Origin of the sequence: Streptomyces sp. NPDC048288 (assembly GCF_043201555.1) — a bacterium.
Lineage (GTDB): Bacteria > Actinomycetota > Actinomycetes > Streptomycetales > Streptomycetaceae > Streptomyces.
Genome location: NZ_JBICZD010000001.1, coordinates 232,939 through 258,296, shown reverse-complemented (window position 1 = coordinate 258,296; position 25,358 = coordinate 232,939). Strand labels below are relative to the sequence as shown.

The 25,358-nt window shown below is 72.0% G+C and carries 19 protein-coding genes; 6 read left to right on the top strand and 13 right to left on the bottom strand.

Going from position 1 to position 25,358, the window contains the following annotated elements; all coding sequences use genetic code 11:
* Window positions 1–79 precede the first annotated feature (79 nt).
* Complete coding sequence (locus ACGFZS_RS01105) at window positions 80–856, top strand: IclR family transcriptional regulator (RefSeq protein WP_393793349.1); 777 nt, start codon at window positions 80–82, stop codon at window positions 854–856.
* Window positions 857–1,171: 315 nt separating this feature from the next.
* The gene (locus tag ACGFZS_RS01100) at window positions 1,172–2,362 is read left to right on the top strand and encodes an MFS transporter (protein WP_393793348.1); all 1,191 of its coding nucleotides are present in this window, start codon (window positions 1,172–1,174) and stop codon (window positions 2,360–2,362) included.
* Between the two features lie 28 nt (window positions 2,363–2,390).
* Here ACGFZS_RS01100 and ACGFZS_RS01095 read toward each other — a convergent pair whose 3' ends face one another.
* The 10 genes from ACGFZS_RS01095 to hrcA all read right to left on the bottom strand — a co-directional run bounded on the left by ACGFZS_RS01095 (window position 2,391) and on the right by hrcA (window position 13,232).
* Window positions 2,391–3,383: an adenosine deaminase gene (locus ACGFZS_RS01095; RefSeq protein WP_393793347.1), complete on the bottom strand. Its 993-nt coding sequence runs from the start codon at window positions 3,381–3,383 to the stop codon at window positions 2,391–2,393.
* A gap of 20 nt (window positions 3,384–3,403) precedes the next feature.
* Complete coding sequence (locus ACGFZS_RS01090; protein WP_393793346.1) at window positions 3,404–4,312, bottom strand: ribonuclease Z; 909 nt, start codon at window positions 4,310–4,312, stop codon at window positions 3,404–3,406.
* 6 nt (window positions 4,313–4,318) lie between these two features.
* Window positions 4,319–4,672, bottom strand: a complete 354-nt coding sequence (locus tag ACGFZS_RS01085) for a histidine triad nucleotide-binding protein (RefSeq protein WP_365682702.1) — start codon at window positions 4,670–4,672, stop codon at window positions 4,319–4,321.
* Between the two features lie 121 nt (window positions 4,673–4,793).
* Window positions 4,794–8,018: a S41 family peptidase gene (locus tag ACGFZS_RS01080; protein ID WP_393793345.1), complete on the bottom strand. Its 3,225-nt coding sequence runs from the start codon at window positions 8,016–8,018 to the stop codon at window positions 4,794–4,796.
* A 46-nt stretch (window positions 8,019–8,064) separates the two neighbouring features.
* Window positions 8,065–8,622, bottom strand: a complete 558-nt coding sequence (locus ACGFZS_RS01075; protein WP_393793344.1) for a hypothetical protein — start codon at window positions 8,620–8,622, stop codon at window positions 8,065–8,067.
* A 76-nt stretch (window positions 8,623–8,698) separates the two neighbouring features.
* Window positions 8,699–9,091, bottom strand: a complete 393-nt coding sequence (locus tag ACGFZS_RS01070) for a VOC family protein (RefSeq protein WP_393656663.1) — start codon at window positions 9,089–9,091, stop codon at window positions 8,699–8,701.
* A 39-nt stretch (window positions 9,092–9,130) separates the two neighbouring features.
* Window positions 9,131–9,880, bottom strand: coding sequence for a 16S rRNA (uracil(1498)-N(3))-methyltransferase (locus ACGFZS_RS01065; RefSeq protein WP_393793343.1), 750 nt, complete (start codon window positions 9,878–9,880; stop codon window positions 9,131–9,133).
* The gene (locus tag ACGFZS_RS01060; RefSeq protein WP_393793342.1) at window positions 9,877–10,968 is read right to left on the bottom strand and encodes a nitronate monooxygenase; all 1,092 of its coding nucleotides are present in this window, start codon (window positions 10,966–10,968) and stop codon (window positions 9,877–9,879) included. The genes ACGFZS_RS01065 and ACGFZS_RS01060 overlap by 4 nt, the downstream gene beginning before the upstream one ends.
* A 110-nt stretch (window positions 10,969–11,078) precedes the next feature.
* On the bottom strand, window positions 11,079–12,215 hold the full coding sequence (dnaJ, locus tag ACGFZS_RS01055) for a molecular chaperone DnaJ (protein ID WP_355710776.1): 1,137 nt from the start codon (window positions 12,213–12,215) through the stop codon (window positions 11,079–11,081).
* Window positions 12,216–13,232, bottom strand: a complete 1,017-nt coding sequence (hrcA, locus tag ACGFZS_RS01050) for a heat-inducible transcriptional repressor HrcA (protein WP_355710777.1) — start codon at window positions 13,230–13,232, stop codon at window positions 12,216–12,218.
* A 172-nt stretch (window positions 13,233–13,404) separates the two neighbouring features.
* Here hrcA and ACGFZS_RS01045 point away from each other — a divergent pair, with 172 nt between their 5' ends.
* Both ACGFZS_RS01045 and ACGFZS_RS01040 read left to right on the top strand, forming a co-directional pair.
* A complete protein-coding gene (locus ACGFZS_RS01045) occupies window positions 13,405–14,127 on the top strand; it encodes an MBL fold metallo-hydrolase (protein WP_393793341.1) in 723 nt (240 codons plus the stop codon).
* A gap of 34 nt (window positions 14,128–14,161) precedes the next feature.
* The gene (locus tag ACGFZS_RS01040) at window positions 14,162–14,977 is read left to right on the top strand and encodes a DUF3097 domain-containing protein (RefSeq protein WP_365682689.1); all 816 of its coding nucleotides are present in this window, start codon (window positions 14,162–14,164) and stop codon (window positions 14,975–14,977) included.
* A 35-nt stretch (window positions 14,978–15,012) separates the two neighbouring features.
* Here ACGFZS_RS01040 and hemW read toward each other — a convergent pair whose 3' ends face one another.
* Both hemW and ACGFZS_RS01030 read right to left on the bottom strand, forming a co-directional pair.
* Window positions 15,013–16,245 carry a radical SAM family heme chaperone HemW gene (hemW, locus tag ACGFZS_RS01035; RefSeq protein WP_393793340.1) on the bottom strand — a complete coding sequence of 411 codons (1,233 nt, stop codon included), beginning with the start codon at window positions 16,243–16,245 and terminating at the stop codon, window positions 15,013–15,015.
* 63 nt (window positions 16,246–16,308) lie between these two features.
* Window positions 16,309–18,390, bottom strand: a complete 2,082-nt coding sequence (locus ACGFZS_RS01030; protein WP_393793339.1) for a SpoIIE family protein phosphatase — start codon at window positions 18,388–18,390, stop codon at window positions 16,309–16,311.
* 102 nt (window positions 18,391–18,492) lie between these two features.
* Between ACGFZS_RS01030 and ACGFZS_RS01025 the strand changes: the two genes are divergently transcribed.
* Together ACGFZS_RS01025 and ACGFZS_RS01020 are read left to right on the top strand one after the other, a co-directional pair.
* Window positions 18,493–22,596 carry a HAMP domain-containing protein gene (locus tag ACGFZS_RS01025; protein ID WP_393793338.1) on the top strand — a complete coding sequence of 1,368 codons (4,104 nt, stop codon included), beginning with the start codon at window positions 18,493–18,495 and terminating at the stop codon, window positions 22,594–22,596.
* Window positions 22,593–23,153, top strand: coding sequence for a response regulator (locus tag ACGFZS_RS01020; RefSeq protein WP_365682681.1), 561 nt, complete (start codon window positions 22,593–22,595; stop codon window positions 23,151–23,153). The genes ACGFZS_RS01025 and ACGFZS_RS01020 overlap by 4 nt, the downstream gene beginning before the upstream one ends.
* A gap of 71 nt (window positions 23,154–23,224) precedes the next feature.
* On the opposite strand, the gene ACGFZS_RS01015 is transcribed toward ACGFZS_RS01020, so the two are convergent.
* Entirely contained in the window at window positions 23,225–25,099 is a 1,875-nt protein-coding gene (locus ACGFZS_RS01015) for an AMP-dependent synthetase/ligase (protein WP_393793337.1), read from the bottom strand.
* Between the last annotated feature and the right edge of the window lie 259 nt (window positions 25,100–25,358).

Below are 25,358 nucleotides of genomic sequence, written 5' to 3'. Positions count from 1 at the left end.
CATACGAAGACAGAGACTAGATATGCGAACGCACCCCCGTCAACGGCGCACCCCGCCCGCGCCCCTCTACGATCTGCACATGTCCGAGACAGCAGGCGTCCGCGAGGTGAAGTCCGCGGCGCGCACGGTGGAGCTGCTGGAGCTCCTCGCGGACCGCGGCGACCGCCCGGCCCGCCTCCAGGAACTCGCGGACGCGCTCGGCGTCCCGCGCAGCTCGATGTACGCCCTGCTGCAGACCCTGATCGCCCGGGGCTGGGTCCGCACCGACACGACCGGCTCCCTCTACGGCATCGGCATCCGCACCCTGCTGACCGGCACCAGCTACCTGGACTCCGACCCGCGCGTCCGCCTCGTACGCCCCTACCTCGACGAGGCGTCGGACGCCCTGGGCGAGACCATCCACCTGGCCCGCCTCGACGGCCGCGACGTGGCCTACCTCGCGACCCGCGAGTCCCACGCGTACCTGCGCACCATCAGCAGAGTGGGCCGCCGGTTCCCCGCCCACGCGGGCGCCCTCGGCAAGGCACTCCTGGCGGAACGCCCGGACGCCGACCTGCCCGACGGCCCCTACCCGGCCCTGACCCCCAACACCCGCACCACCAAGGCCGCCCTCGCCGCCGACCTCGCCGGCGTCCGCGCCCGCGACCACTCCATCGACCGCGAGGAGGGTGTCACCGGCATCATCGGCTTCGGCTTCGCCCTGCGCTACGACACCCCTGCCCAGGACGCCATCAGCTGCTCGGTACCGATCGCCCGCCTGACTCCGGCCCACGAGGACCAGATCATCGCCGTGATGGCCGAAACCCGCGCAAGAATCGAATCAGCGACAACGGGCGGCACGGTCAACTGGCGCTAGAAGCCCGAGCCTGAAACACCCGAACCGCAGCCAACCAAGGGGCGCTGGGGGTACCCCCGGCCGAAGGCTGGGGGAGGAACTGCGCGACCAGCCCCCACCCAGCCGCACCCGCAAACCCATCCGCTCCCAAGAACACGCACGGCGCGGCTACCCCCTCCCCCTCACCCAAAACCCGGACGTGCCCCACATCACACCCCCCACCCCCTCTTCGCGCTCCCCTCACTTGATACAAATTGCCCGCGCGTTCCTGTCCGTCGACGGCCTGCGCCCAACCCCCTTCTTGAGCCGCTCCTTTCGCATGCCCTGGGAACGCCCGTGTCCGCCCCCCGCACCACCCCCTGGCCCCTCGTCGCCCTTTTCACGGCCGGGTACCTCGCCCCGTACCTCCTGCCGACCACCGTCGGCAGACTCCAGTCGGGGCTCCCCCTCTCCGCGACCCAGGCAGGCGCCATCGGCAGCGCCCTGCTGCTGAGTTCGGCGACGGCCGGCTTCCTGCTCGCCTCGCGAGTGGATCGCGTCGGCCCCCGCGCCCTCGCCCGGACCGGACTGCTCCTCGCCGTCCTCGGCTACGGCGGCGCGGCCCTGACCACCCACGTCCCCGCGGTCATCGCCGGCGCGGTCGTCGGCGGCTTCGGCTCCGGCACGGTCACCGCGGTCGCCGCCACCGGCATCGCCGCCCAGCGCGACCCCCACCGCACCACCACCCTCGGCCTGCTCGGCGTCTCCGCCCTCGCGGGTGCCGTCTATCTGACGGTCCCGCACCTCGGCCCCGGCCACGCGCAGCCCCTCGCCGCGATCGCGCTCACCGCGCTCGCGGTCTGGCCGCTCACCGCCCGGCTGGCCCCCCGTACCGCCCCGGCCCTCCCCCGCACCGCCACCGGCGGCTCCCGGCTCCCGCACCTCCGCTCGGGTCTGCTGCTGGCCGCCGCCATGCCGTGCTGGTCGGCCGTCCAGAACTCGCTCTGGGGCGTGAGCGGCCGGATCGGCCTGACGCAGGCGCATCTCAGCGAGGTGACCGTCGGCGCGGTGTTCGCGGTGGCGCTCGGCGCCGGTCTGCTGGGCGTGGTCGGCGCGGGCGCCCTCGGCCCCCGGCTCGGCCAGGCGCTGCCGATCGGCCTCGGCACGATCCTCATCGCGGGCTGTATCGCACTCAGCGCGTCCGCGACCGACCTGACGACGTTCGCGTCCGGCGAGATCGCCTGGAACGTGCTCTACCCGGTCGTGCTGTCGTACGTCATCGGCCTGGCCGCCTCCCTGGACCCGCGCGGCCGCTGGGCGGTGCTGGTCGGGTCGGCGTCCTCGCTGGGGACGGCCGTCGGCCCGGTGACCGGCAGTCTGCTGGCGGCCCGGGCCGGTTTCCCGGCGATGGGGACGATCCTGGCGGTGGCCCTGCTGGCGGTCGCCGTACCGCTGACGGCGGTGGCGCTGCGGCGCAGGACCACCACCGTCACGGCCGGCGCCGCGTTCGCCGACGAGACGGCCGTCCGGCTGGACGTCGCGGCGTAGCGGAGTATCGGAGCAGCGGCCCGGCGGCCTAGCCGAACTCGTGGGCCTCGACCTCGGCGAGGTAGCGGGCCCGTAGTTCCTCGTCGTCCTCCAGGAAGGACGCGAGGAAGGAGTTGCGGGCCAGCTCCCGCATCTGCTCCCGGGACAGGCCCAGGGTGTCGCGTACGGCGTGGTAGTTGTCGGCGACGTACCCGCCGAAGTAGGCCGGGTCGTCGGAGTTGACCGTGCACAGCAGCCCGGCCTCGATCATGGCCGGAAGCGGATGCTCGGCCAGCACGTCGACGGCGCGCAGGCGGACGTTGGACAGCGGGCACAGCGTCAGCGGGATCCGCTCCCGCACCAGACGCGCGACCAGCTCCGGGTCCTCCATGCAGCGCAGCCCGTGGTCGACGCGCTCCACGCCGAGCAGGTCCAGGGCGTCGGTGATGTACTGCGGCGGCCCCTCCTCACCCGCGTGCGCCACCCGCCGCAGCCCGAGCCCGGCCGCCGCCTCGTACACCTCGCGGAACTTGGCCGGCGGATGCCCGACCTCGGCCGAGTCCAGCCCGATGCCGGTGATCCGGTCCAGGTACGGCCGCGCGGCCTGCAGCGTCGCCATCGCCGACTCGGCGGACTCGTCCCGCAGGAAGCACATGATCAGCCGGGTGGAGACCCCGTGGTTCTCGACGCTTTGGCCGAGCGCCCGCCACAGGCCCTCGACGACCGTGCCCATGCCGACGCCCCGGGCGATGTGCGCCTGCGGGTCGAAGAAGATCTCGGCGTGCCGCACGCCCTGCGCGGCGGCGCGGGCAAGGTAGGCGTTGGCGAGGTCCTCGAAGTCCTGCTCGGTGCGCAGGACCGCCATCAGCTCGTAGTACAGGTTCAGGAAGGACTGCAGGTCCTCGAACTGGTACGCCTTGCGCAGCGCGTCGGTGTCCGGGTACGACAGCTCGACGCCGTTGCGTCCGGCGAGCCGGAACGCCAGCTCGGGCTCCAGGGTGCCTTCGATGTGGAGGTGCAGTTCTGCTTTGGGGAGGGGCATCAGAGCATGGTACGGCCGTTTCACCTGCGCTTCGGGACCGGCACCCGGAGCAGATCCCGTGCCACGGTCAGCTCGCCCTCGTACCCGGCGGCCCGCGCCTGCCGTTCGAACTCCTCGGGCTCCGAGTAGCGCTGGCTGAAGTGGGTCAGCACCAGGTGCCGTACGCCCGCGTCCCGGGCCACGGCCGCCGCCTGCCCGGCGGTCAGATGGCCGTGGTCCACGGCGAGTCCGGCGTCCTCGTCGAGGAAGGTGGACTCGATGACCAGCAGGTCGCAGCCCTCGGCGAGCGCGTACACCCCCGCGCACAGCCGGGTGTCCATCACGAACGCGAACCGCTGGCCGCGCCGCACCTCGCTGACCTGGTCGAGGGTGACGTCCCCGAGGACACCCGCGCGCTGGAGCCGGCCGACGTCGGGGCCGGTGACGCCGTGCGCGGCGAGCCGTTCGGGGAGCATGCGGCGGCCGTCGGGTTCGGTGAGCCGGTAGCCGTAGGACTCCACCGGGTGGGAGAGCCGGCGGGCCTCCAGCCGGTAGGACCGGGTGGCGGCGAGGTCGCCGCCCTCGCCGTGGACCGGGGCCTCGGTGACGCCGACGGTCTCGCGGTAGGCGGTGGCGTAGCGAAGCCGGTCGAAGAAGCGCTGCCCCGACTTCGGGTAGTGCGCGGTGACCGGGTGCGGGACCTTGTCGAGGTTGATCCGCTGGATGACCCCGGCGAGGCCGAGGGAGTGGTCGCCGTGGAAGTGGGTGACGCAGATCCGGTTCAGGTCGTGCGCGGCGACCCCGGCGCGCAGCATCTGCCGCTGGGTGCCCTCGCCGGGGTCGAAGAGGATGCCCTCGCCGTCCCAGCGCAGCAGGTAGCCGTTGTGGTTGCGGTGCCGGGTGGGTACCTGGCTGGCTGTGCCGAGGACCACCAACTCGCGTACGGACACGGTGGGTTATCCGGGCGGCCAGGTCAGGCCACGGCCGCCGAGGACATGGGCGTGGGCGTGCCAGACGGTCTGGCCGGCGCCGCTGCCGGTGTTGAAGACGATGCGGTAGCTCTCCAGCTTGTCCTCGTCGGCGACGGTGCGGGCCTCGCGCAGTATGTCGGCGGCGATCGTGGGTTCGCTCTCGGCGAGTTCGGCCGCGTTCTTGTAGTGGACCTTGGGGATCACCAGGACGTGGGTGGGTGCCTGGGGGTTGATGTCCCGGAAGGCGACGGTGGTGTCCGTCTCCCGGACGATCGTCGCGGGGACGTGCCCTGCGACGATCTTGCAGAAGAGGCAGTCGTCCTGGGGTTCCCCTGGCATGTCTTCTCCTCGCCCGGTGATCAGTTTCGAGGGCATCGTATCGTCGTCGGGTGCGGGTCCGGTGGGGGCTGGTCGCGCCCACGCGGCGGAGCCGCATATCGAATCAGCCCCGCGCCCCTTCTCAGTTCGGCAGCGTCGGTGGAGTCTTCGCGGGAGCCGTCTCCAACGCCTCCAGCGCTATCCGTACCGCCTCGTCGAGCTGGGGATCCCTCCCCGCGCCCCAGTCCTGCGGGGTCTGGACGACCTCCACATCCGGGTCGACGCCGTGGTTCTCGACGCCCCAGCCGTAGCCCTCCAGCCAGAAGGCGTACTTCGGCTGGGTGACTAGGGTGCCGTCGACGAGGCGGTAGCGGCTGTCGATGCCGATGACGCCGCCCCAGGTGCGGGTGCCGACGACCGGGCCGATGCCGAGGGCCTTGATGGCCGCGTTGACGATGTCGCCGTCGGAGCCGGAGAACTCGTTGGCGACGACGACCACCGGGCCGCGGGGTGCGTCCCTCGGGTAGCTGAAGGGCCGCATGCCGCGCGGCAGGTCCCAGCCGACGATGCGGCGGGCGAGTTTCTCGACGACGAGCTGGGAGGTGTGGCCGCCGCGGTTCTCGCGGACGTCGACGACGATGCCCTCGCGGGCCATCTCGACGCTCAGGTCGCGGTGGATCTGGGCCCAGCCGGGGGCCTGCATGTCGGGGACGTGGAGGTAGCCGAGCCGGCCGCCGGAGAGTTCGCGGACGTGGGCGCGGCGGTCGGCGACCCAGGCGTGGTAGCGCAGCGGTTCCTCGTCGGCGACCGGGACGACCACCGGGTGGCGCAGCTCGCCGCCGCCGGCCGGGGACACGGTCAGTTCGATGGCCTTGCCGGCCGTGCCGACGAGGAGCGGGCCGGGGCCGGTCACCGGGTCGACGGGGCGGCCGGCGACGGCCACGATCGCGTCGCCGGCGCGGACCGCGACGCCGGGTGCGGCGAGCGGGGAGCGGGCGCCGGGGTCGGAGGTCTCGGCGGGCAGGATGCGGTCGATGCGCCAGCTGCCGTCCTCGTGCCGGGAGATGTCGGCGCCGAGCAGGCCCTGGCGAGCGCCGTTGCCGTGGCCGCCGCGCGGGGTGACGTAGGCGTGCGAGGTGCCGAGTTCGCCCTGGACCTCCCAGAGCAGGTCGACGAGGTCGTCGTGGGTGGCGCAGTGGTCGACGAGCGGGCGGTAGCGGGCGAGGACGCCGTCCCAGTCGACGCCGCCGAGGTCGGGGCGCCAGAACTGGTCGCGCATGATGCGGCCGGTCTCGTCGAACATCTGCCGCCACTCGGCGGCCGGGTCGACGGTCTGCCGTACCCGGGCCAGGTCGACGGTGATGTTGGTGTCGCTGTCGTCGTCGTTCGAGGCGCGGCGGTCGCTGGGGACGACCTTGAGCTTGCCGTCGGACCAGAGCAGGACCCGCTTCCCGTCGCCGCTGACCTCGAAGTGGTCGGCGTCGGAGGAGAGGTACTCGATGCGCTGCTGGGCGAGGTCGTAGCGCTCCAGCTCGGTCTTGGGCGCGGGGTCCTCGGGATGGGCGCGGGAGGCGCCGAGGACACCGCGCACCGGGTGGCGCAGCCAGAGCACGCCGTCCTTGGCGGCGCGCAGACCCGAGTAGCGGCCGGCCTCGACGGGGAAGGGCACGATCCGGTCGGCGAGGCCCTCCAGGTCGATCCGGGTGGCGGGGGTGCCCTCGGCGTCGGGGGTCTCGTCCTTGTCGGGGGTCTCGAAGGGGCGGCCGTGCCGCTGCGGGCCGAACGGGGAGGGGGTGGTGGCCGCGAGGGTGATCAGGTGCGGGCGGTCGCCGACCACGAAGGCCAGGTCGAAGACGTGCTCGTCGTAGACCGGGTCGAAGGAGCGGGTGGAGAGGAACGCCAGGTGCTTGCCGTCGCGGGTGAAGGCGGGGGCGTAGTCCTGGAAGCGCAGCGGGGTCGCCTCGGTGACGGTGAGGTCGGTGGTGTGGGCGATGCGGAGCTGGGCGAGGCCGCCGGCGCCGGGGTGCGACCAGGCGAGCCAGCCGGAGTCGGGGGAGAAGGCGAGGCCGGAGACGTCGCCGTCCTCGCTGCGGTCGACCTCGCGGACCTCGCCGCTCTCGCGTTCGACGAGGAGCAGGCGGCCGTCGTGGGCGGCGACGGCGACCCGGCCGCCGTCGGGGGCGACGGCGAGTTCCAGGACCCGGCCGAGCTGTCCGGCGGCGATCCGGCGCGGGGTGGAGCCGGGCGCGAGGCCGGTGGCGGGGGCGAACTCCAGGGCGTCGTCGCCCTCGGCGTCGGTCACCCACACCACCCACTCCTCCGCGTCCGCGCGGAAGGTGACGGGCAGCCGTCCCCGTACTCCGGGCTGCGCGGCGAGCGCGCGCGCCGGACCGGACCGGTGGGTCACCCAGTGCACCCCGCCGCGGACCAGGACGGCGCTGCCGCGCGCGGTGTGGTCGGGCGAGGCGGAGCTGAACCAGCGTCCCGCGTTCACCGGGTACGGCTGCCGGTCGACCCGGGAGCCGCCGAGCCGGATGTCCAGCCGGCGCGGCTCGGCCCCCTCCAGGTCGTCCAGGAGCCAGAGTTCACCGGCGGACGCGTAGACGACCCGGCTGCCGTCGCCGGCCGCGTGCCGGGCGTAGAAGCCGTCGAGGGGCGTGTGCCGGCGCAGGTCGGAGCCGTCGGCGAGGGAGGAGTACAGCGCCCCGGTGCCCTCGTGGTCGGAGAGGAACGCGATCCGCTCGCCGGCCCAGACGGGGTATTCGAGGTTGCCGTCCAGCTCCGCGTGCAGCCGTACGAACCCGCCCGCGCCTTCCCCGTCGCGGACGTCCCGGTCGATCCACAGCTTGCCCGCCGTACCGCCCCGGTACCGCTTCCACCAGGCCGCCTCGCGGCCCATCGGCGCCGACAGCAGCACCGGGTGCGGGCCGAGGGCGACATGGCCGACCGGGCCGTACGGGAGGACGGTGGACGGGCCGCCGTCGAGCGGGACGGTACGGGCCCAGCTGCGCCGGAGGCTGGCCTGGCCGTAGGTGGTGATCGCGAGGACCTGCCCGTCGGCGGTCCAGCCGCGCACCTGGGTGCGGGAACTCCCCCAGTGCGTCAGGCGGGTGGCGGAGCCGCCGTCGACGGGGGCGAGGTGGATCTCGGGGGCGCCGTCGCGGGTGGAGGTCCAGGCGACCGTGGTCCCGTCCGGTGAGATACGGGGCAGGGTCACCGGGACGTTGTCGGCGCTGACCCGCCAGGCCCGGCCGCCGTCCAGCGGCGCGAGCCACACGTCGTCCTCGGCGGTGAAGGCGACCAGGTCGCCGTGGACATGGGGAAATCGGAGGTAGGACCGCGGTCCTGTCGCTGCACCCTGAGTCACCCGCTCAGCCTATGCACCGCGGCGGGTTCCCGGCGGCCGATTTCGATCACTTGCCCTGCACGGGCCAGCACTTGGGGTCACCCTGGCACCAGACGGTCTTCGTCACGGTCACGGTGGGGCCGGGCTGCTGCCCGTAGGTGGGCGGCCGGTAGGTGCTGTACGTCGGGCCGGGCGTGGCGTCGCAGTTGCCGAGGCCCTTCACCCGGAACCACTCCTTGCCGCCGACCTTGGCGACGAGACTCCCGCGCACACACGCCCCGCTGACCGCCTTGGTGACCCGCCCGGTGACGGTGATGTCCCGCCCGTCCTTGGTCCGGCCCCGGCAGTCCACGGAGACCACGGTGGTCTGCGAGGCCGACGGTGTCTTCGTGGAACCGGTCGCCGACGAACCGTAGTTGCCGGTGCAGGTGAGCCAGCTGACGTCGACGTGCTGCCGTTTCAGCTCGGCGGTGGCGGTCTGGTCGGTGGTGTACGCGACGGTCGCGGAGTTCAGGTCGGTCGGCTGGCAGCCCACGACACCGCCCACGGCGATCACCGCGAGCCCCGCCACGGCCGCCACCCTGGCCCCGCGCGGCCGGCGCGGAATCCGGCTCAATGCCCCCATGAAGGGCAGCCTCCCACCGCCGGGCCCGTGACGGTAGGGGGCATACGGCCACTCACGTGTTCGCAGCCGTCACCCTTCAGGTGCGCAGCAGCAGCCATTCCTGCAGTTCCACCAGGTTCCCCTCGGGATCCTTGAGGTGGGCGACCCGCATACGTTCCGTCATGGGCACGGGCCCCTGCACCAGGACCGCGCCGCGCGCGGCGATCTGCTCGCAGTAGGCGTCGAGGTCGTCGACGCGCAGCACCACCAGCGACCGGTGCCCGGTGGCGGTGTCCCCCAGCTCGCCCAGCACCTCGGCCATCATCGTCCGGTCCTGCAGGGCGATCCCCGCGGACCCGGCGTGCGGACTGAACTTCTCGTACGGTCCCTCGCTCGCCCCCGACTGCGGCCGCAGCCCGAGCACCTCGGCGTAGAACCGGTAGCAGGCGGCGAAGTCGGTGACCAGGAGCCGGACTTGGGCGAGTTCCACGGTGTGTCCCCCAGAGGGTCGTGCAGAGGGTCGTGCGGGTCAGGACCACCGGCCGGTGCGGCCGAGCAGCAGGGCCGCGGCGGCCGTGCCGGCGGTCGAGGTACGCATCACGCTGGGCCCCAGGACGTACGTCCGCGCGCCCGCCTCCTCGAAGAGCGCCACCTCGTCCCGGGCGACGCCCCCCTCAGGGCCGACGACCAGCACGATCTCGCCCGTCGCGGGCAGGTCGGCGGTGGCCAGCGGTGTGCTGCCGTGCTCGAAGTCGGAGTGCAGGACGGCGGCGAGGTCGGCTTCGGCGAGAAGTGCGGCAACCTGTTTGGTGCTCGCCGCGTCCGCGACCTCCGGGAACCGGACCCGGCGGGACTGCTTGCCGGCCTCACGGGCGGTGGCCCGCCACTTCGCGAGCGACTTGAGCCCCCGGTCGCCCCGCCACTGGGTGACGCAGCGGGCGGCCTGCCAGGGCACGATCGCGTCGACGCCGACCTCGGTCATGGTCTCCACGGCGACCTCGCCGCGGTCGCCCTTGGGCAGGGCCTGGACGACGGTGATGCGGGGCTGCGGCGCGGGCTCCTCGGCGACCGTCCTCAGGTGGACGACCAGCCGGTCCTTGCCCTCGGCGGCGATCACGTCGCACACCGCGTAGCGGCCGACGCCGTCGGTGAGGACGACCTCCTCGCCGGGCTGCAGCCGCTTCACGGAGACCGCGTGCCGGCCCTCGGGCCCGTCCAGCACGTACTGTCCGGAGCCGTCCGCGCGGAGGTCCTCCACGACGAACACGGGAGCGGTCATCGCGGGCCCCCCTCGCCCCGGGGCAGCTTGGTCGACAACGCTGTCGACGCGGCGGCGAGTTCTTCCGCGAGGGTCTCCACCAGCTGCCCGGCGGGCAGCTCCCGGGCCATCCGGTGCCCCTGCCCGGACCACAGCGCCATGCCCTGCGCGTCCCCGGCCTTGGCGGCGGCCTTGCGCAGCGGGGAGGTGAGGTGGTGAACCTCCGGGTAGGCGGCGGGCGCGTACGGCCCGTGCTCGCGCAGGAAGCGGTTGACGAGCCCGCGGGCGGGCCGCCCGGAGAAGGCCCGGGTCAGTTCCGTGCGGACGAACAAGGGGTTGGTCAGGGCCTGCTTGTGGATGTCGGCGGCGCCGGACTCCGGGGTGGCGAGGAAGGCCGTACCCAGCTGGGCGGCGCTCGCGCCCGCCGCGAGCACGGCGGCGATCTGGCTGCCGCGCATGATCCCGCCGGCGGCGACCACCGGGATGCCCACGGTCTCCCGTATCTGGCCGATCAGCGACAGCAGCCCGATCCCGGCTCCGTCGTTCTCGGCGATGTCCCGGTGGGTGCCCTGATGCCCGCCGGCCTCGACGCCCTGCGCGATCACCGCGTCCGCCCCGGCCCGCTCGACGGCGAGGGCCTCCTCGGCGGTGGTCGCCGTGACCAGGGTGAGGGTTCCGGCCCGGCGCAGGGACTCCAGCACCTCGCGGGTCGGCACACCGAAGTGGAAGGAGACGACGGCCACCGGGTTGTCGAGGAGTACGGCAAGCTTCGCGTCGTACCCGTCGTCCCGGCCGCTGTCCGGGTCGCCGAGCTCGGTCTCGTACCAGGCGGCCTCACCGGCCAGCTGGTGCGCGTACAGCTCCACGGCGCCGGACTCCGCGTACTCCGGCTGCGGCATGAACAGGTTCACGCCGAAGGGGCGGCCGGTCAGCCCCCGCAGTTGCTTGATCTCCTGGTACATCCCGTCGGCGGTCTTGTACCCGGCGGCGAGGAAACCCAGCCCGCCCGCCTCGGACACGGCGGCGGCCAGCTGCGGGACGGAGACCCCGCCGGCCATGGGGGCCTGCACGATCGGAAAGGGGAAGAGATCGGTCAGTGCGGAGGACATGACGGCATGTTGTCACGTCCTCCGAACAAGACCGAATCGGGTCGCCTCTTTGGCACATGCCACATATCGCGGCGGCACGACCCCTCCGCGACCCGCCGCGGGCGCCCCCGTCAACGCCCGTTGAACGCGTCCTTCAGCCGGCTGAACAGGCCCTGCTGCCCCGGCTGGAACTGCCCCGTGGGCCGCTCCTCGCCGCGCAGCTTCGCCAGCTCGCGCAGGAGGCGTTCCTGCTCGGGGTCGAGCTTGGTCGGGGTCATCACCTCGACGTGGACGATCAGGTCGCCCCGGCCGCCGCCCCGCAGATGCGTGACACCGCGCCCGTGCAGCGGGATCGACTGCCCGGACTGGGTGCCCGGCCGGATGTCGACCTCCTCCATGCCGTCCAGCGTCTCCAGCGGCACCTTCGTGCCGAGCGAGGCCGCCGTCATCGGGATCGTCACCGTGCAGTGCAGGTCGTCGCCGCGCCGCTGGAACGTGGAGTGCGGCAGCTCGTGGATCTCGACGTACAGGTCACCGGCGGGACCGCCGCCGGGCCCGACCTCGCCCTCACCGGCGAGCTGGATCCGGGTGCCGTTGTCGACACCGGCGGGGATCTTCACGGTCAGCGTCCGCCGCGACCGCACCCGCCCGTCGCCCGCGCACTCGGGGCACGGCGTCGGCACGACCGTGCCGAACCCCTGGCACTGCGGGCAGGGCCGCGAGGTCATGACCTGGCCGAGGAAGGACCGCGTCACCTGCGAGACCTCACCACGGCCCCGGCACATGTCACACGTCTGGGCGGAGGTGCCCGGCGCCGCGCCCTCACCGTTACAGGTGTTGCAGACGATCGCCGTGTCGACCTGGATGTCCTTGGTCGTACCGAAAGCGGCCTCGTCCAGCTCCACCTCGATCCGGATCATCGCGTCCTGGCCGCGCCGCGTACGCGACCTCGGCCCACGCTGGGACGCCGTACCGAAGAACGCGTCCATGATGTCGGAGAAGTTCCCGAAGCCACCGGCCCCGAAGCCGCCCGCGCCCGCGCCGCCCGCCTGCGAGAGCGGGTCGCCGCCGAGGTCGTAGACCTGCTTCTTCTGCGGGTCCGAGAGCACCTCGTAAGCGGCGTTGATCTCCTTGAACCGCTCCTGGGTCTTCGGGTCCGGGTTGACGTCCGGGTGCAGCTCGCGCGCGAGCCGACGGAAGGCCTTCTTGATCTCTTCCTGCGACGCGTCGCGGCGCACGCCGAGAACGGCGTAGTAGTCCGTGGCCACTTACGACTCCGCCAGGATCTGTCCGACGTACCGTGCCACCGCTCGTACCGCTCCCATCGTTCCCGGGTAATCCATGCGGGTCGGTCCGACCACGCCGAGTTTGGCGAGTGCCTCGCCGCCCGAACCGTAACCGACCGACACCACGGACGTGGAGTTGAGTCCCTCATAGGCGTTCTCGTGACCGATACGTACGGTCATGCCCGAATCCCCCGCCTCGCCAAGGAGCTTGAGAAGAACGACATGTTCCTCCAGGGCCTCCAGGACGGGCCGGATCATGAGGGGAAAGTCATGCCCGAAGCGGGTGAGATTGGCGGTGCCGCCGATCACCAGCCGCTCCTCGTTCTCCTCGACGAGCGTCTCCAGCAGCGTGGAGAGCACCGCCGAGACCGTGCCGCGGTCCTCGACGTCGAAGGCGTCCGGCAGATCCTCCACCAGCCGGGGCACGTCCGAGAACCGGCGCCCCGCGACCCGGCTGTTCAGCCGCGCCCGCAGATCCGCCAGCGACGTCTCCCCGAAGGGTGCCGGGCAGTCGACCATCCGCTGCTCGACCCGCCCGGTGTCGGTGATCAGCACCAGCATCAGCCGGGCCGGAGCCAGTGACAGCAGCTCCACGTGGCGCACGGTGGACCGCGTCAGCGACGGATACTGCACCACCGCCACCTGCCGCGTCAGCTGCGCCAGCAGCCGCACGGTCCGCGCGACGACGTCGTCGAGGTCGACGGCGCCGTCGAGGAAGTTCTGGATCGCCCGCCGCTCGGGCGCGCTCATCGGCTTGACGCCGGCGAGCTTGTCGACGAACAGCCGGTAGCCCTTGTCGGTCGGGATCCGCCCGGCGCTGGTGTGCGGCTGGGCGATGTACCCCTCGTCCTCCAGGGCGGCCATGTCGTTGCGCACGGTCGCCGGGGAGACCCCGAGGTTGTGCCGCTCGGTCAGCGCCTTCGACCCGACCGGCTCCTCGGTGCCGACATAGTCCTGGACGATGGCGCGCAATACCTGAAGCCTGCGTTCACTCAGCATCCAGCGCCACACCTCCAGAAAGTCGTGCCCGCGGCCTTTCGGGTCCTTCGGGTCTTTCGTCTGGCACTCTGCGATCCCGAGTGCCAACATCCCCGGCCCAGTGTACGGCCGTCGGGTACTGACTGGGCAAGGTCGGTCAGGACCCGTGACGTTCTACGGCTAGCGTCGCGGCATGACGGTGACTTGGGAAGAGCTGGGGTGGGAGCGGGTGGCCGAAGGCGTCGGCCGGTGCCGGCTGCCGGGCTGGGACTGCACGGCGGGGCTGGTCCTCGGTCCGGGCGCGGTCCTGATGGTGGACGCCGGGTCCAGCCTGGCGGAGGGCGCGCGGTTGCGTACGGAGGCGCAGGCGCTGGCCGGGCGCCGTGTGACCCATCTCGCGCTCACCCACCCCCACTTCGACCACGTCTTCGGCACGCCCGCCTTCGCGGGCACCGACCTGTACGCGGCGGCGGGCGCGGAGGCCGTCTTCGCCCACGACCGCGAGGCGCTGCGCCTGGACGCGGTCCACAACGGCCTCCCGGCCCCCGAGGCCGAGGAGGCGGCCGACGCCCTCCCACTGCCGCGCCGCCCGGTCTCCGGCGAGCGGGCCCTCGACCTGGGCGGCGGCCGCCGGGCCCTGCTGGCCGACGTGGGCCCCGGCCACACCTCCCACGATCTCGCGGTCCTCGTCCCCGGCGACCCGCCGGTGGTCTTCTGCGGCGACCTGGTGGAGGAGTCCGGCGATCCCCAGGCCGGCCCCGACGCCGTACCGTCCCGCTGGCCCGCGGCCCTGGACCGCCTGCTGTCGCTCGGCGGTGACGACGCCCGGTACGTCCCCGGTCACGGAGCGGTGGTCGACGCGGCGTTCGTACGGGCCCAGCGCGACGCCCTGGCGGCCCGCTTCGGCGTGTCGTAGGCGCACCCGTTCGGCTTCTCCTATCGTCATCCGAATGCGCCAGTACTCCGCCGACCTGACCCCGCCGTGGAAGAAGCCGAAGCCGGCGCCGGAGGTGGCCGCCGAACCCGGCCTGGTGGTGGAGGAGCCCGGCACCGGGTTCTGCGGCGCGGTGATCCGCTGCGAGGCGGGCACGGTCACCCTGGAGGACCGCTTCGGCAAGCACCGCGTCTTCCCTCTGGAGCCGCGCGGCTTCCTCCTGGAGGGACAGGTCGTCACCCTGGTACGGCCCGCGTCCGCGGGTCCGGCACGCCCGTCCCGTACCGCCTCCGGCTCGGTCGCCGTCCCCGGCGCCCGCGCGCGTGTCGCCCGCGCGGGCCGCATCTACGTGGAGGGCCGCCACGACGCGGAACTCGTCGAGAAGGTCTGGGGCGACGACCTGCGCATCGAGGGCGTGGTCGTCGAGTACCTGGAGGGCGTCGACGACCTCCCCTCCATCGTGGCCGAATTCGCCCCCGGCCCGGACGCCCGCCTGGGTGTCCTCGTCGACCACCTGCTCCCCGGCACCAAGGAGTGGCGCATCGCCCAGTCGGTCACCAGCGACCACGCCCTGGTCGTCGGCCACCCGTACATCGACATCTGGGAGGCCGTGAAACCGTCGTCCCTGGGCATCGAGGCGTGGCCGCGCGTCCCGCACGGCCAGGACTGGAAGACGGGCGTGTGCCGGGCGCTGGGCTGGCCCTCGGAGAACACGGGCGCGGTGTGGCAGGCGATCCTGGCGAAGGTGACCTCGTACAGGGACCTGGAGCCGGAGCTGCTGGGCCGGGTGGAGGAACTGATCGACTTCGTCACGGGTGGCGAGGGGGCCTGACGCCCCGTTCACCCACCGTTCACCCACCGGAGTGATCAGTCGACCAGGTCCCTGACCACGGCGTCCGCCAGCAGCCGCCCGCGCAGCGTCAGCACGGCCCGCCCCTCGTCGTAGGCCCCCTGTTCCAGGAGTCCGTCCGACAGGGCCCGGCGCGACGCGCTGAGCCCCTCCTCCTTGAGGAGCGCCAGCGGCACGCCCTCGCGCAGCCGCAGCTCCAGCAGGACGCGCTCCACCCGGCGGTCCTCGTCCGTCAGGAGTTCGCGTCCGGCGCCCGGGGAGCGTCCGGACGCGAGGGCCGCCGCGTACGCCCCCGGGTGCTTGACGTTCCACCAGCGCACCCCGCCCACGTGGGAGTGCGCCCCCGGTCCGGCGCCCCACCAGTCGGCGCCCCGCCAGTACAGCTCGTTGTGCAGGCAGCGGGCCGCCTCGGAGGTGGCCCAGTTGGACACCTCGTACCAGTCGAAGCCCGCGTCCGTCAGCACCGACTCGGCGATCAGGTAGCGGTCGGCGTGGACGTCGTCGTCGGTCATCGGGACCTCGCCGCGGCGGATCCGGCGGGCGAGCTGGGTGCCCTCCTCGACGATCAGCGCGTACGCCGACACATGGTCGGGGCCGGCCCCGATCGCCGCCTCCAGGGAGGCCCGCCAGTCGTCGTCGGACTCGCCCGGGGTGCCGTAGATCAGATCGAGGTTGACGTGCTCGAAGCCGGCCGCGCGGGCCTCCGCGACGCATGCCTCGGGGCGGCCGGGGGTGTGCGTGCGGTCGAGCACCCGCAGCACGTGCTGCCGCGCGCTCTGCATGCCGAAGGAGATCCGGTTGAAGCCGCCCTCCCGCAGGGCCGCCAGATAGGCCGGGTCGACGGACTCCGGGTTCGCCTCCGTGGTGACCTCGGCGTCCGCCGCGAGCCCGAACTCGTCCCGGATCGCGCCCAGCATCCGTACGAGATCGGCGGCGCCCAGCAGCGTCGGCGTACCGCCGCCGACGAACACGGTCCGCACCTCGCGCGGGTCGTCGCCGAGGACCTTCCTGGCCTGCCTGACCTCGTCGATCAGCGTGTCCGCGTAGTTGTCGCGGGAGGCGAGGACACCGCCGGTGCCGCGCAGCTCGGTCGCGGTGTACGTGTTGAAGTCGCAGTAGCCGCAGCGGGTCGCGCAGTAGGGGACGTGCAGGTAGAACCCGAGGGGGCGGGCGGCGGCCCCGGCGAGCGCGGAAGCGGGGAGCGCGCCGTCGTCGGGGACGGGCTCGCCGTCGGGGAGTGCGGAAGGCATGTCCTCCATTGTCCCGTACGACGCCGGTCACTCCGCAGGCCGTTCCGCAGGTCGTTCCGCCGGTCACTCCGCCTGGAGGACGAGCAGGGCCAGGTCGTCCTCGGGCTGGCCGCCGCCGAACTCGTGGACGAGCCGTCTGATCCGTTCGGCGATCAGCTCGGCGCTCAGCCCCGCGCAGCCGGCCAGCGCCCGCGCGAGCCCGTCGCCGTCGTCGAACTGGCGGGTGCCGGAGCGGCGCTCGGTGACCCCGTCGGTGACGCACAGCAGACTGTGGCCGGGCGCGAGCTCGACGGTCTCGCTGGTGTACGTCTCGTCCTCGATGACCCCGAGCAGGGTCTGCGGCCGGGCGGCGGTGCTGACCTCGCCGTCGGGGCCGAGGAGCAGCGGCAGCGGGTGCCCGGCGGAGGCGAGGGTGCAGCGGACCCCGCCGCCCTCCAGCGGGGTCAGCTCGCCGTAGAGGAGGGACAGGAAGCGGGTCTGCGGGCCGTCGCCGGGCGGCAGCGGGCGGCCGCCGGCGGCGACCAGGGCGCGGGCGGCGGCGTCGGCGGCCTCGGTGGCGTCGTCGAGGAGGAGCTGGTTGAGGCGGTCCAGGACGTCGGCGACCCGGTAGCCCTCGCGGGCGAGCAGGCGCAGCCAGGGCCGGGCGAGCCCGATCACGACGGCGGCCTCGGGGCCCTTGCCCTGGACGTCGCCGACGGCGAAGCACCAGCGGCCGTCACCGGCCGGGAAGAGGTCGTAGAAGTCGCCGCTCGGTCCGCCCTTGTCGCAGGGTTCGTAGACGAGCGCGCTGCGCACCCCCGGGATCTCGGCGACCGCGCCGGGCAGCAGTCCGCGCTGGAGCACGGCGCTGATGGTGGCCTGGCGGGCGTACTGGCGGGCCGCGCCGATGGCGAGGGCGACCCGGCGGCCGAAGTCCTCGACCAGGCCGGTGATCTCGTCGGGGAAGCCGTCGGGGCCGGAGCGCCCGATGACGAGCGTGCCGAGCGGGCGGCCGCCCGCGATCAGCCGGTAGGCGAGCGCCGAGCCGAGGGCGCCCTGCGGGCCGAGCGCCTCGCGGGGCCAGGGATACGGCTCGGGCCCGGACCTCCCCCACTCCCGGCTTCGCTCGACCGGGGGCACCCCCATGCCGTCCCGGGCGCAGGGCGGGTCCTTCTCCAGGGCGCGGCGCAGTTCCTCGATGCGGTTCTCGCTGCCGTGCCAGACCCGGGCCAGCCGCGGCCCGCCCGCGCCGGTGGGATCGCGCCAGCCGGCGCCGCGCACGGTCGCCTCGTCCTCCAGCCACACCGCGCACCAGTCGGCGAGCCGGGGCACGATCAGCTGCCCGGTGAGCGCGGCCACCAGGTTCTCGTCGAGCTGCCCGGCGAGCAGGTCGGAGGCCTCGGCGAGGAAGGTGAGGGCGCCCCGGTTGAGCCAGTCCCGGTCGCGTTCGGGGCGGTGGGAGCAGGCCCGCGGGGGGTCGTCCGCGGGGGCGGGCGGCTCGGGGGCGAGGATCTCGGCGACCTTCAGTTCCCGCTCGTCGGGGAGCGTGCCGCCGCGGCCGGTCAGCCGCGCCCACACCGACTTCGCGCCGGTGCGGTAGGTCACCCCCCAGGACTCGGCGAGCGAGGCGACCAGCCGCAGCCCGCGCCCGAACTCCGGTGTCTCGTACGGCGTCTCGCCCGGGTGGTCGCGCGGGGCGCGGGAGGGGTGGTGGTCGGTGACCTCGACGACGAACGCCGGCTCCTCGTCCTCTTCCGGTGCGTACTGTTCCAGCCACCAGTCGACCTCGACGTCCGTGCCGGCGTGCACCACGGCGTTGGTGACGAGTTCGCTGACGACGACCATGGCGTCCTCGGCGACCCGCTGCCGCTCCCGGCCCAGCAGTCCGCAGTCGATCCACTCGTCGAGGGAGGCGCGCACCAGTGCGCGGGCGGAACCGGGCGCGAGAGGGCTTCCGTGCAGAGTCACGCGCCCCTGGGCGCGTAAGCCCGCGGTCTCGTGCGCGGGCGGGTCGTCGTGCGCGGGCGCGTCGTGCTGCGCGGGCGCGTCGTGCTGCGCGGGCGCGTTTCGGTGCGCTGATGTCTCGTCGCGCGCGGGCGCATCGTCGTGCGCAGGCGCCTCACGGACCCGGGAGACGGTCTCCCGTTGCGTGGGTATGGCCCCCATGTCCAGCTCCCCGAGCAGTTCGGACGAATACATCCCGATCGATGCGGACAGAGTGACAGACTGACTGCGCCCATAAGCACCGAGTTACCGAAGTGGGCCGCCATGAGTGAGAACAGTGCTACGCGTGTGCTCGAAGACGGACAGAAACTGGAACAACTCCGAGCATCCGAACTGCGCCCTCTGCTCGCCGCGATGACCGCCGCCCGCGACGGCGACTTCACCAAGGTGCCGGAGACGGGCGAGGGAATCGTCGGCGAACTCACCGCCGTCTTCAACCAGATCATGGACCGCAACATCCACTTCAACACCGATGTGCGCCGCGTGAAACGGGAGCTGGTGCGCCACGGCCGCCTGGACGAACGCCTGTCGGCGAGTCCCGGCCAGGGCGCCTGGACGTCCCGTGTCAACGACGTCAACCAGGTTCTCGACGCCCTGGTCGCGCCGGCGGCGAACGCCACGCGCGTGCTGGACGCGGTGGCCGGCGGTGACCTCACCCAGCGGGTCGATCTGCACGACGGCAGCCGGCAGTTGCGCGGCGATCTGCGGCGGCTGGGCCGCGCGGTGAACAAGATGGTCGACCAGCTGTCCCTGTTCACCGGCGAGGTGACCCGGGTCGCGCGCGAGGTCGGCACCGAGGGGCGGCTCGGCGGCCGGGCCAAGGTGCAGGGGCTCTCGGGCAGTTGGCGGGACGTGACCGAGGCCGTCAACACCATGGCGTCCCGGCTGACCGCCCAGGTCCGCGACATCGCCCTGGTGACGACGGCGGTGGCCCGCGGCGACCTGACCCGCACGGTGACCATCGAGGCGACCGGCGAACTGCTGGAACTGAAGCTGACCGTCAACACCATGGTGGACCAGCTCTCCGCGTTCGCCGACGAGGTCACCCGCGTCGCCCGCGAGGTCGGCACGGAGGGCCGGCTGGGCGGGCGCGCCCAGGTGCGGGGTGTGTCGGGCGTCTGGAAGGACCTCACCGACAACGTCAACTTCATGGCGTCGAACCTGACCTCGCAGGTCCGCAACATCGCCCAGGTGACGACGGCCGTCGCCAACGGAGATCTCAGCCAGAAGATCACGGTCGACGCACAAGGCGAAATTCTTGAACTGAAATCAACCATCAACACCATGGTGGACCAGCTGTCCGCCTTCGCCGACGAAGTCACCCGCGTCGCCCGCGAGGTCGGCACCGAAGGAAACCTCGGCGGCCGGGCCCAGGTCCGGGGCGTCTCCGGCGTCTGGAAAGACCTCACCGACAACGTCAACTTCATGGCGGACAACCTGACGTCCCAGGTCCGCAACATCGCTCTCGTCTCCACCGCCGTCGCCCAGGGAGACCTCGGCAAGAAAATCACCGTGGAGGCGAAAGGCGAGATTCTTGAACTGAAATCAACCATCAACACGATGGTGGACCAGCTGTCCGCCTTCGCCGACGAAGTCACCCGCGTCGCCCGCGAGGTCGGCACCGAAGGAAACCTCGGCGGTCAGGCGCAGGTCCGGGGCGTCTCCGGCGTCTGGAAAGACCTCACCGACAACGTCAACTTCATGGCGCTGAACCTGACCTCCCAGGTCCGCAACATCGCCCAGGTGACGACGGCCGTCGCCAACGGCGACCTCTCCAAGAAGATCACCGTCGACGCGCGCGGCGAGATCCTGGAACTGAAGGACACCGTCAACACGATGGTGGAACAACTGCGGGCCTTCGCCGACGAGGTGACCCGCGTGGCCCGCGAGGTCGGCACCGACGGCCGGCTGGGCGGCCGCGCACAGGTCCTCGGCGTCTCCGGGGTCTGGCGCGACCTGACCGACAACGTCAACTACATGGCCGACAACCTCACCTCCCAGGTCCGCAACATCGCCCAGGTGGCGACCGCCGTGGCCCAGGGCGACCTGTCGAAGAAGATCGACGTGGACGCGCGCGGCGAGATCCTCGAACTCAAGACGACCATCAACACGATGGTCGACACCCTGTCCTCGTTCTCCTCCGAGGTGACACGGGTGGCCCGCGAGGTGGGCTCCGAGGGACAGCTCGGCGGCCAGGCCCGCGTGGAAGGCGTGTACGGCACCTGGAAACGCCTCACGACGAACGTGAACGAACTCGCGCTCAACCTCACCACCCAGGTCCGCGCGATCGCCGAGGTCGCCTCGGCCGTGGCCCAGGGCGACATGTCCCGCTCGATCACCGTCGAGACACAGGGCGAGGTCGCCGAACTGAAGGACAACATCAACCTGATGGTGGCCAACCTGCGCGAGACGACCCGCGCGAAGGACTGGCTGGAGTCCAACCTGGCCCGGCTCGCCGCGCTGATGCAGGGCCACCGCGACCTGATGGAGGTCGCCGACCTGATCCTGCGCGAGCTGACCCCGCTGGTGAACGCCCAGTACGGCGCGTTCTTCCTGGCCGACCCGGACGAGGACGGCGCCGCCGTGCGCACGGCCGTACCGGCGAAGGGGCTGGCGTTCATCGCCGGCTACGGGTCGGCACAGGGCGCCACGGTCGAGACCGGCGGGCTCCCGGTGCACGGCCTGGTCCACCAGGCGGCCCGCGAGAAGCAGCGGATCCTCGTGGAGGAGACCCCACCGGACTACATCAAGATCAACAGCGGTCTGGGCGAGGCCGCCCCGACCACGATCGTCATCATCCCGATCCTCTTCGAGGACAAACTCCTCGGCGTGATCGAGCTGGCCTCCTTCTCCCGCTTCTCCGACGTCCACCTGGCGTTCTTCGACCAGTTCGTCAACACCATCGGCGTGGCCATCAACACGATCATCGCCAACTCGCGCACGGAGTCCCTGCTCGGCGAGTCGCAACGGCTCGCGATGCAGCTCCAGGAACGCTCTGACGAACTGCAGAAACAACAGGCCGAACTGCAGCGCTCGAACGCGGAACTGGAGGAGAAAGCGGCCCTCCTTGCGACATCCTCCCAGTACAAGTCGGAGTTCCTGGCGAACATGTCGCACGAACTGCGCACTCCACTGAATTCCCTGTTGATTCTGGCCCGACTGCTGTCCGACAACCCGGACGGCCATCTCTCCGATCAGGAGGTCCAGTTCGCGACGACGATCCACCGCTCGGGCTCGGACCTCCTCCAGCTCATCAACGACATCCTGGACCTGTCGAAGATCGAGGCCGGCCGGATGGACGTACGCCCCAAGCGCCTCCCCCTGATCAAACTCCTCGACTACGTCCACGCGACCTTCCGCCCGCTCACCCTGGACCGGGGCCTGGCCTTCGAGGTGACCGTCGGCGACGACGTACCGCGCGAGATGTACTCGGACGAACAACGCCTCCAGCAGATCCTGCGCAACCTGCTCTCCAACGCAATCAAGTTCACCGCCAAGGGACGCGTGGAACTACGGGTGACCCGGGAGAAGGACCCCGCGCGCCACTGCGTCCGCGACAGCGACGAGGTGATCGCCTTCGAGGTGTCGGACACCGGCATCGGCATCGCCGCCGAGAAACTCCCGGTCATCTTCGAGGCCTTCCAGCAGGCCGACGGCACCACCAACCGCAAGTACGGCGGCACCGGCCTCGGGCTGTCCATCAGCCGGGAGATCGCGGGCCTGCTGGGCGGCCGTATCGTCGCGGAGAGCGAACCGGGCAAGGGCTCGACGTTCACGCTGTACGTCCCGGTCGTCAGCCCCGGCCACACGGCGGCGGGCCCCACCCCCAAGGACCACGCCCTGCCGGTCCTCGACCCCGCCCCGGCCACCGCCCCCGACACCGACGACGCCTGGCCGGCCCCGACCAGGCTGGAAGCCTGGCAGACAGGCCGCGCGGGCCGGATCCTCCCCGGCCGCCGCGTCCTGATCATCGACGACGACATCCGCAACGTGTTCGCCCTCACCCATGTCCTGGGGCGGGTCGGCATGCCGGTGCTGTACGCCGAGAACGGCCGGGAGGGCATCGAGACCCTGGAACGCAACCCGGACGTCGAACTGGTCCTGATGGACATCATGATGCCGGAGATGGACGGCTACGAGACCATCGCGGCGATCCGCCGCGCCCCCCGCTGGACGGGCCTGCCGATCGTCGCCCTCACCGCGAAGGCCATGCCCGGCGACCGGGAGAAGTCCATCGCGCGCGGCGCCAACGACTACGTGCCCAAACCGGTCGACGTCGACCGGCTGCTCACCGTCGTCTGCGCGCTCCTGGACCCCGACGGCACCGAGGACGGCGAGACGGCCGACAACGAACGGACGCAGCAATGATCCCTGACGAGCGGGCCGGCATCCTCTTGGTCGACGACATGGAGGACAACCTGATCGCGCTGGAGGCCGTTCTGGCGTCGCTGAACGAGCCGATCGTACGGGCGCGTTCCGGCGAGGAGGCGATGAAGGCGCTGCTGCGCCGCCGGTTCGCCGTGGTCCTTCTCGACATCCGTATGCCGGGCATGGACGGCTTCGAAACCGCCGCGAACATCAAACGCCTCGACCAGACGAAAGACGTCCCGATCATCTTCCTGACGGGAGCGGAGGAGGAGGCGGGGTACGCGTTCCGGGGCTACGCGACGGGCGCCGCCGACTATCTGACGAAGCCGTTCGATCCCTGGGTGCTGCGGGCGAAGGTCAACGTCTTCCTGGAACTGCACCGGAAGAACCAGCAGCTGCAGACCCTGCTGGCACGGGAAAAGGCGGATTTCAGCGAGCTGAGCAAGCGGCTGGCGGTCCTGGAGGACCGGCTCGGCGAGGAACCCGTCGATGTGGCAACGCTGCGAGAAGAAGCCAGGGAGCTGCGGCGACTGCTCGGCCAGGGCAGGCCCCGCTGACGGGAACGGGCGCGGGGAACTGCGTGAACAGCCCCCACGCGCCCGCGCCCGGAACCGAGCCCCTCAGGCCCTCAGGCCTCGCGGGTCCCCGCGTACATCTCGTCGATGAGGTGCTTGTACTCCCGCTCCACGACCGGCCGCTTCAGCTTCAGGCTCGGCGTGATCTCCCCGTGCTCCACGTCGAGGTCCCGGGGCAGCAGCCGGAACTTCTTGATGGTCTGCCACTTCTGCAGACCGCCGTTGAGCTCCTTGACGTACCCGTCGACCATCTCGACGGTCGCCGGCGCGGCCACCACGTCGGCGTAGGACTTGCCGCCCAGGCCGTTCTCCTTGGCCCACTCCAGGATCGCGACCTCGTCGAGGGCGATCAGGGCGGTGCAGAAGTTCCGGTCGGCGCCGTGCACCAGGATGTTGGAGACGTACGGGCAGACCGCCTTGAACTGCCCCTCGACCTCGGCCGGCGCGATGTACTTGCCGCCGGACGTCTTGATGAGGTCCTTCTTGCGGTCGGTGATCCGCAGATAGCCGTCGGGGGACAGCTCGCCGATGTCACCGGTGTGGAACCAGCCGTCGCTCTCCAGGACCTCGGCGGTCTTCTCGGGCAGCCCGTGGTAGCCCTGCATGATGCCGGGGCCGCGCAGCAGGATCTCGCCGTCGTCGGCGATCCGCACCTCGCAGCCGGGCAGCGGCTTGCCGACCGTACCGGTGCGGTAGGCCTCGCCGGGGTTCACGAAGGACGCGGCCGAGGACTCCGTGAGGCCGTAGCCCTCCAGGATGTGCACACCGGCGCCGGCGAAGAAGTAGCCGATCTCCGGTGCGAGCGCGGCGGAGCCGGAGACACAGGCCCGCAGCCGCCCGCCGAAGGCCTCCCGCAGCTTGCTGTAGACGAGCCCGTCGGCGACCTTGTGCTTCGCGGTGAGCCCGAAGGGGGCGGTCGCGGCGCCGGTGCGGCGGAAGTTGTCCTGGGTGACCTTGGCGTACTCGCGGGCGACCTCGGCCGCCCACTGGAAGATCTTGTACTTGGCGCCGCCGCCCGCGCGGGCCTTCGCCGCGACGCCGTTGTAGACCTTCTCGAAGATCCGCGGCACGGCGGCCATGTACGTCGGCTGCACGACCGGCAGATTTTCGATGATCTTGTCGACCCGGCCGTCGACGGCGGTGACGTGGCCGACCTCGATCTGCCCGGAGGTGAGCACCTTGCCGAAGACATGGGCGAGCGGCAGCCACAGGTACTGCACGTCCTCGCCGCTGATCAGCCCGGTCGCGGCGATCGCCTTCGCCATGTACGACCAGTTGTCCTGCGGCAGCCGTACGCCCTTGGGGCGGCCGGTGGTGCCGGAGGTGTAGATGAGGGTGGCGAGCTGGTCCTTGGTGATCGCGCCGACCCGCTCCTTGATCAGCTCGGGGTGCTTCTCCAGGTACTTGGCACCGCGCTGCTCCAGCTCGGCGAGCGTGATGACCCAGTCGCCGGTCTCCACGCCGGCCGCGTCGATGACGACGACCTGGGTGAGCTCGGGCAGCTCGGCGCGCTTCTCGACGGCCTTGGCGACCTGCGCCGCGTCCTCCGCGATCAGCACCCGGCTCCCGGAGTCGGACAGGATGAACGCCGACTCCTCCGCGTTGGTCTGCGGGTAGACGGTCGTAGTGGCCGCTCCGGCGCACAGGATGCCGAGGTCGGCGAGGATCCACTCGACGCGGGTGGAGGAGGCGAGGGCGACCCGCTGCTCCGGCTGGATGCCGAGTTCGATGAGACCGGCCGCGATCGCGTAGACCCGCTCGGCGGCCTGTCCCCAGCTGAGCGACTTCCAGTCGTCCGGGCCCTGGCCGGAAGCCGCGGGCACCGGGTAACGGTAGGCCTCGGCGTCCGGTGTGGCCGCAACGCGATCCAGGAAGAGGGCCGCCACGGACGGCGGTCGGTTCTCGATCAGTGTCTGTGTGTCGCTCACGACATCCTCCGGGGCCCGCGACGATGCGGCTGGCTCAGTGCGGCTGGTTTTACTCACGGCGGGGCTGAAGCTGGTTGTTTAACTCGCGAGTAACTATCGAGCAGGGATCAGACTAAGCCGCGACCGGCCTGTACGTAAGGGGCATCGGCCTGTCTGTTTCCCCGCATGTTCCACGCAGAGCGACCCTACGCACGCGTAGGGGCCCGCCACACTTTCGTACGACGGACCCCTCTTGCACCCGTTTTGCGGACGCGGTCAC

Bases quoted from the DNA above. Each gene is read 5' to 3' on its own strand.
- hrcA (WP_355710777.1), bottom strand. From the start codon at position 13,232: ATGCTGAGTGAACGCAGGCTTCAGGTATTGCGCGCCATCGTCCAGGAC.
- hemW (WP_393793340.1), bottom strand. From the start codon at position 16,245: ATGCCTTCCGCACTCCCCGACGGCGAGCCCGTCCCCGACGACGGCGCG.
- ACGFZS_RS01095 (WP_393793347.1), bottom strand. From the start codon at position 3,383: ATGCCCCTCCCCAAAGCAGAACTGCACCTCCACATCGAAGGCACCCTG.
- ACGFZS_RS01030 (WP_393793339.1), bottom strand. From the start codon at position 18,390: ATGGGGGCCATACCCACGCAACGGGAGACCGTCTCCCGGGTCCGTGAG.
- ACGFZS_RS01025 (WP_393793338.1), top strand. From the start codon at position 18,493: ATGAGTGAGAACAGTGCTACGCGTGTGCTCGAAGACGGACAGAAACTG.
- ACGFZS_RS01085 (WP_365682702.1), bottom strand. From the start codon at position 4,672: ATGCCAGGGGAACCCCAGGACGACTGCCTCTTCTGCAAGATCGTCGCA.
- ACGFZS_RS01040 (WP_365682689.1), top strand. From the start codon at position 14,162: ATGCGCCAGTACTCCGCCGACCTGACCCCGCCGTGGAAGAAGCCGAAG.
- ACGFZS_RS01020 (WP_365682681.1), top strand. From the start codon at position 22,593: ATGATCCCTGACGAGCGGGCCGGCATCCTCTTGGTCGACGACATGGAG.
- ACGFZS_RS01075 (WP_393793344.1), bottom strand. From the start codon at position 8,622: ATGGGGGCATTGAGCCGGATTCCGCGCCGGCCGCGCGGGGCCAGGGTG.
- ACGFZS_RS01060 (WP_393793342.1), bottom strand. From the start codon at position 10,968: ATGTCCTCCGCACTGACCGATCTCTTCCCCTTTCCGATCGTGCAGGCC.
- ACGFZS_RS01105 (WP_393793349.1), top strand. From the start codon at position 80: ATGTCCGAGACAGCAGGCGTCCGCGAGGTGAAGTCCGCGGCGCGCACG.
- ACGFZS_RS01065 (WP_393793343.1), bottom strand. From the start codon at position 9,880: ATGACCGCTCCCGTGTTCGTCGTGGAGGACCTCCGCGCGGACGGCTCC.
- ACGFZS_RS01045 (WP_393793341.1), top strand. From the start codon at position 13,405: ATGACGGTGACTTGGGAAGAGCTGGGGTGGGAGCGGGTGGCCGAAGGC.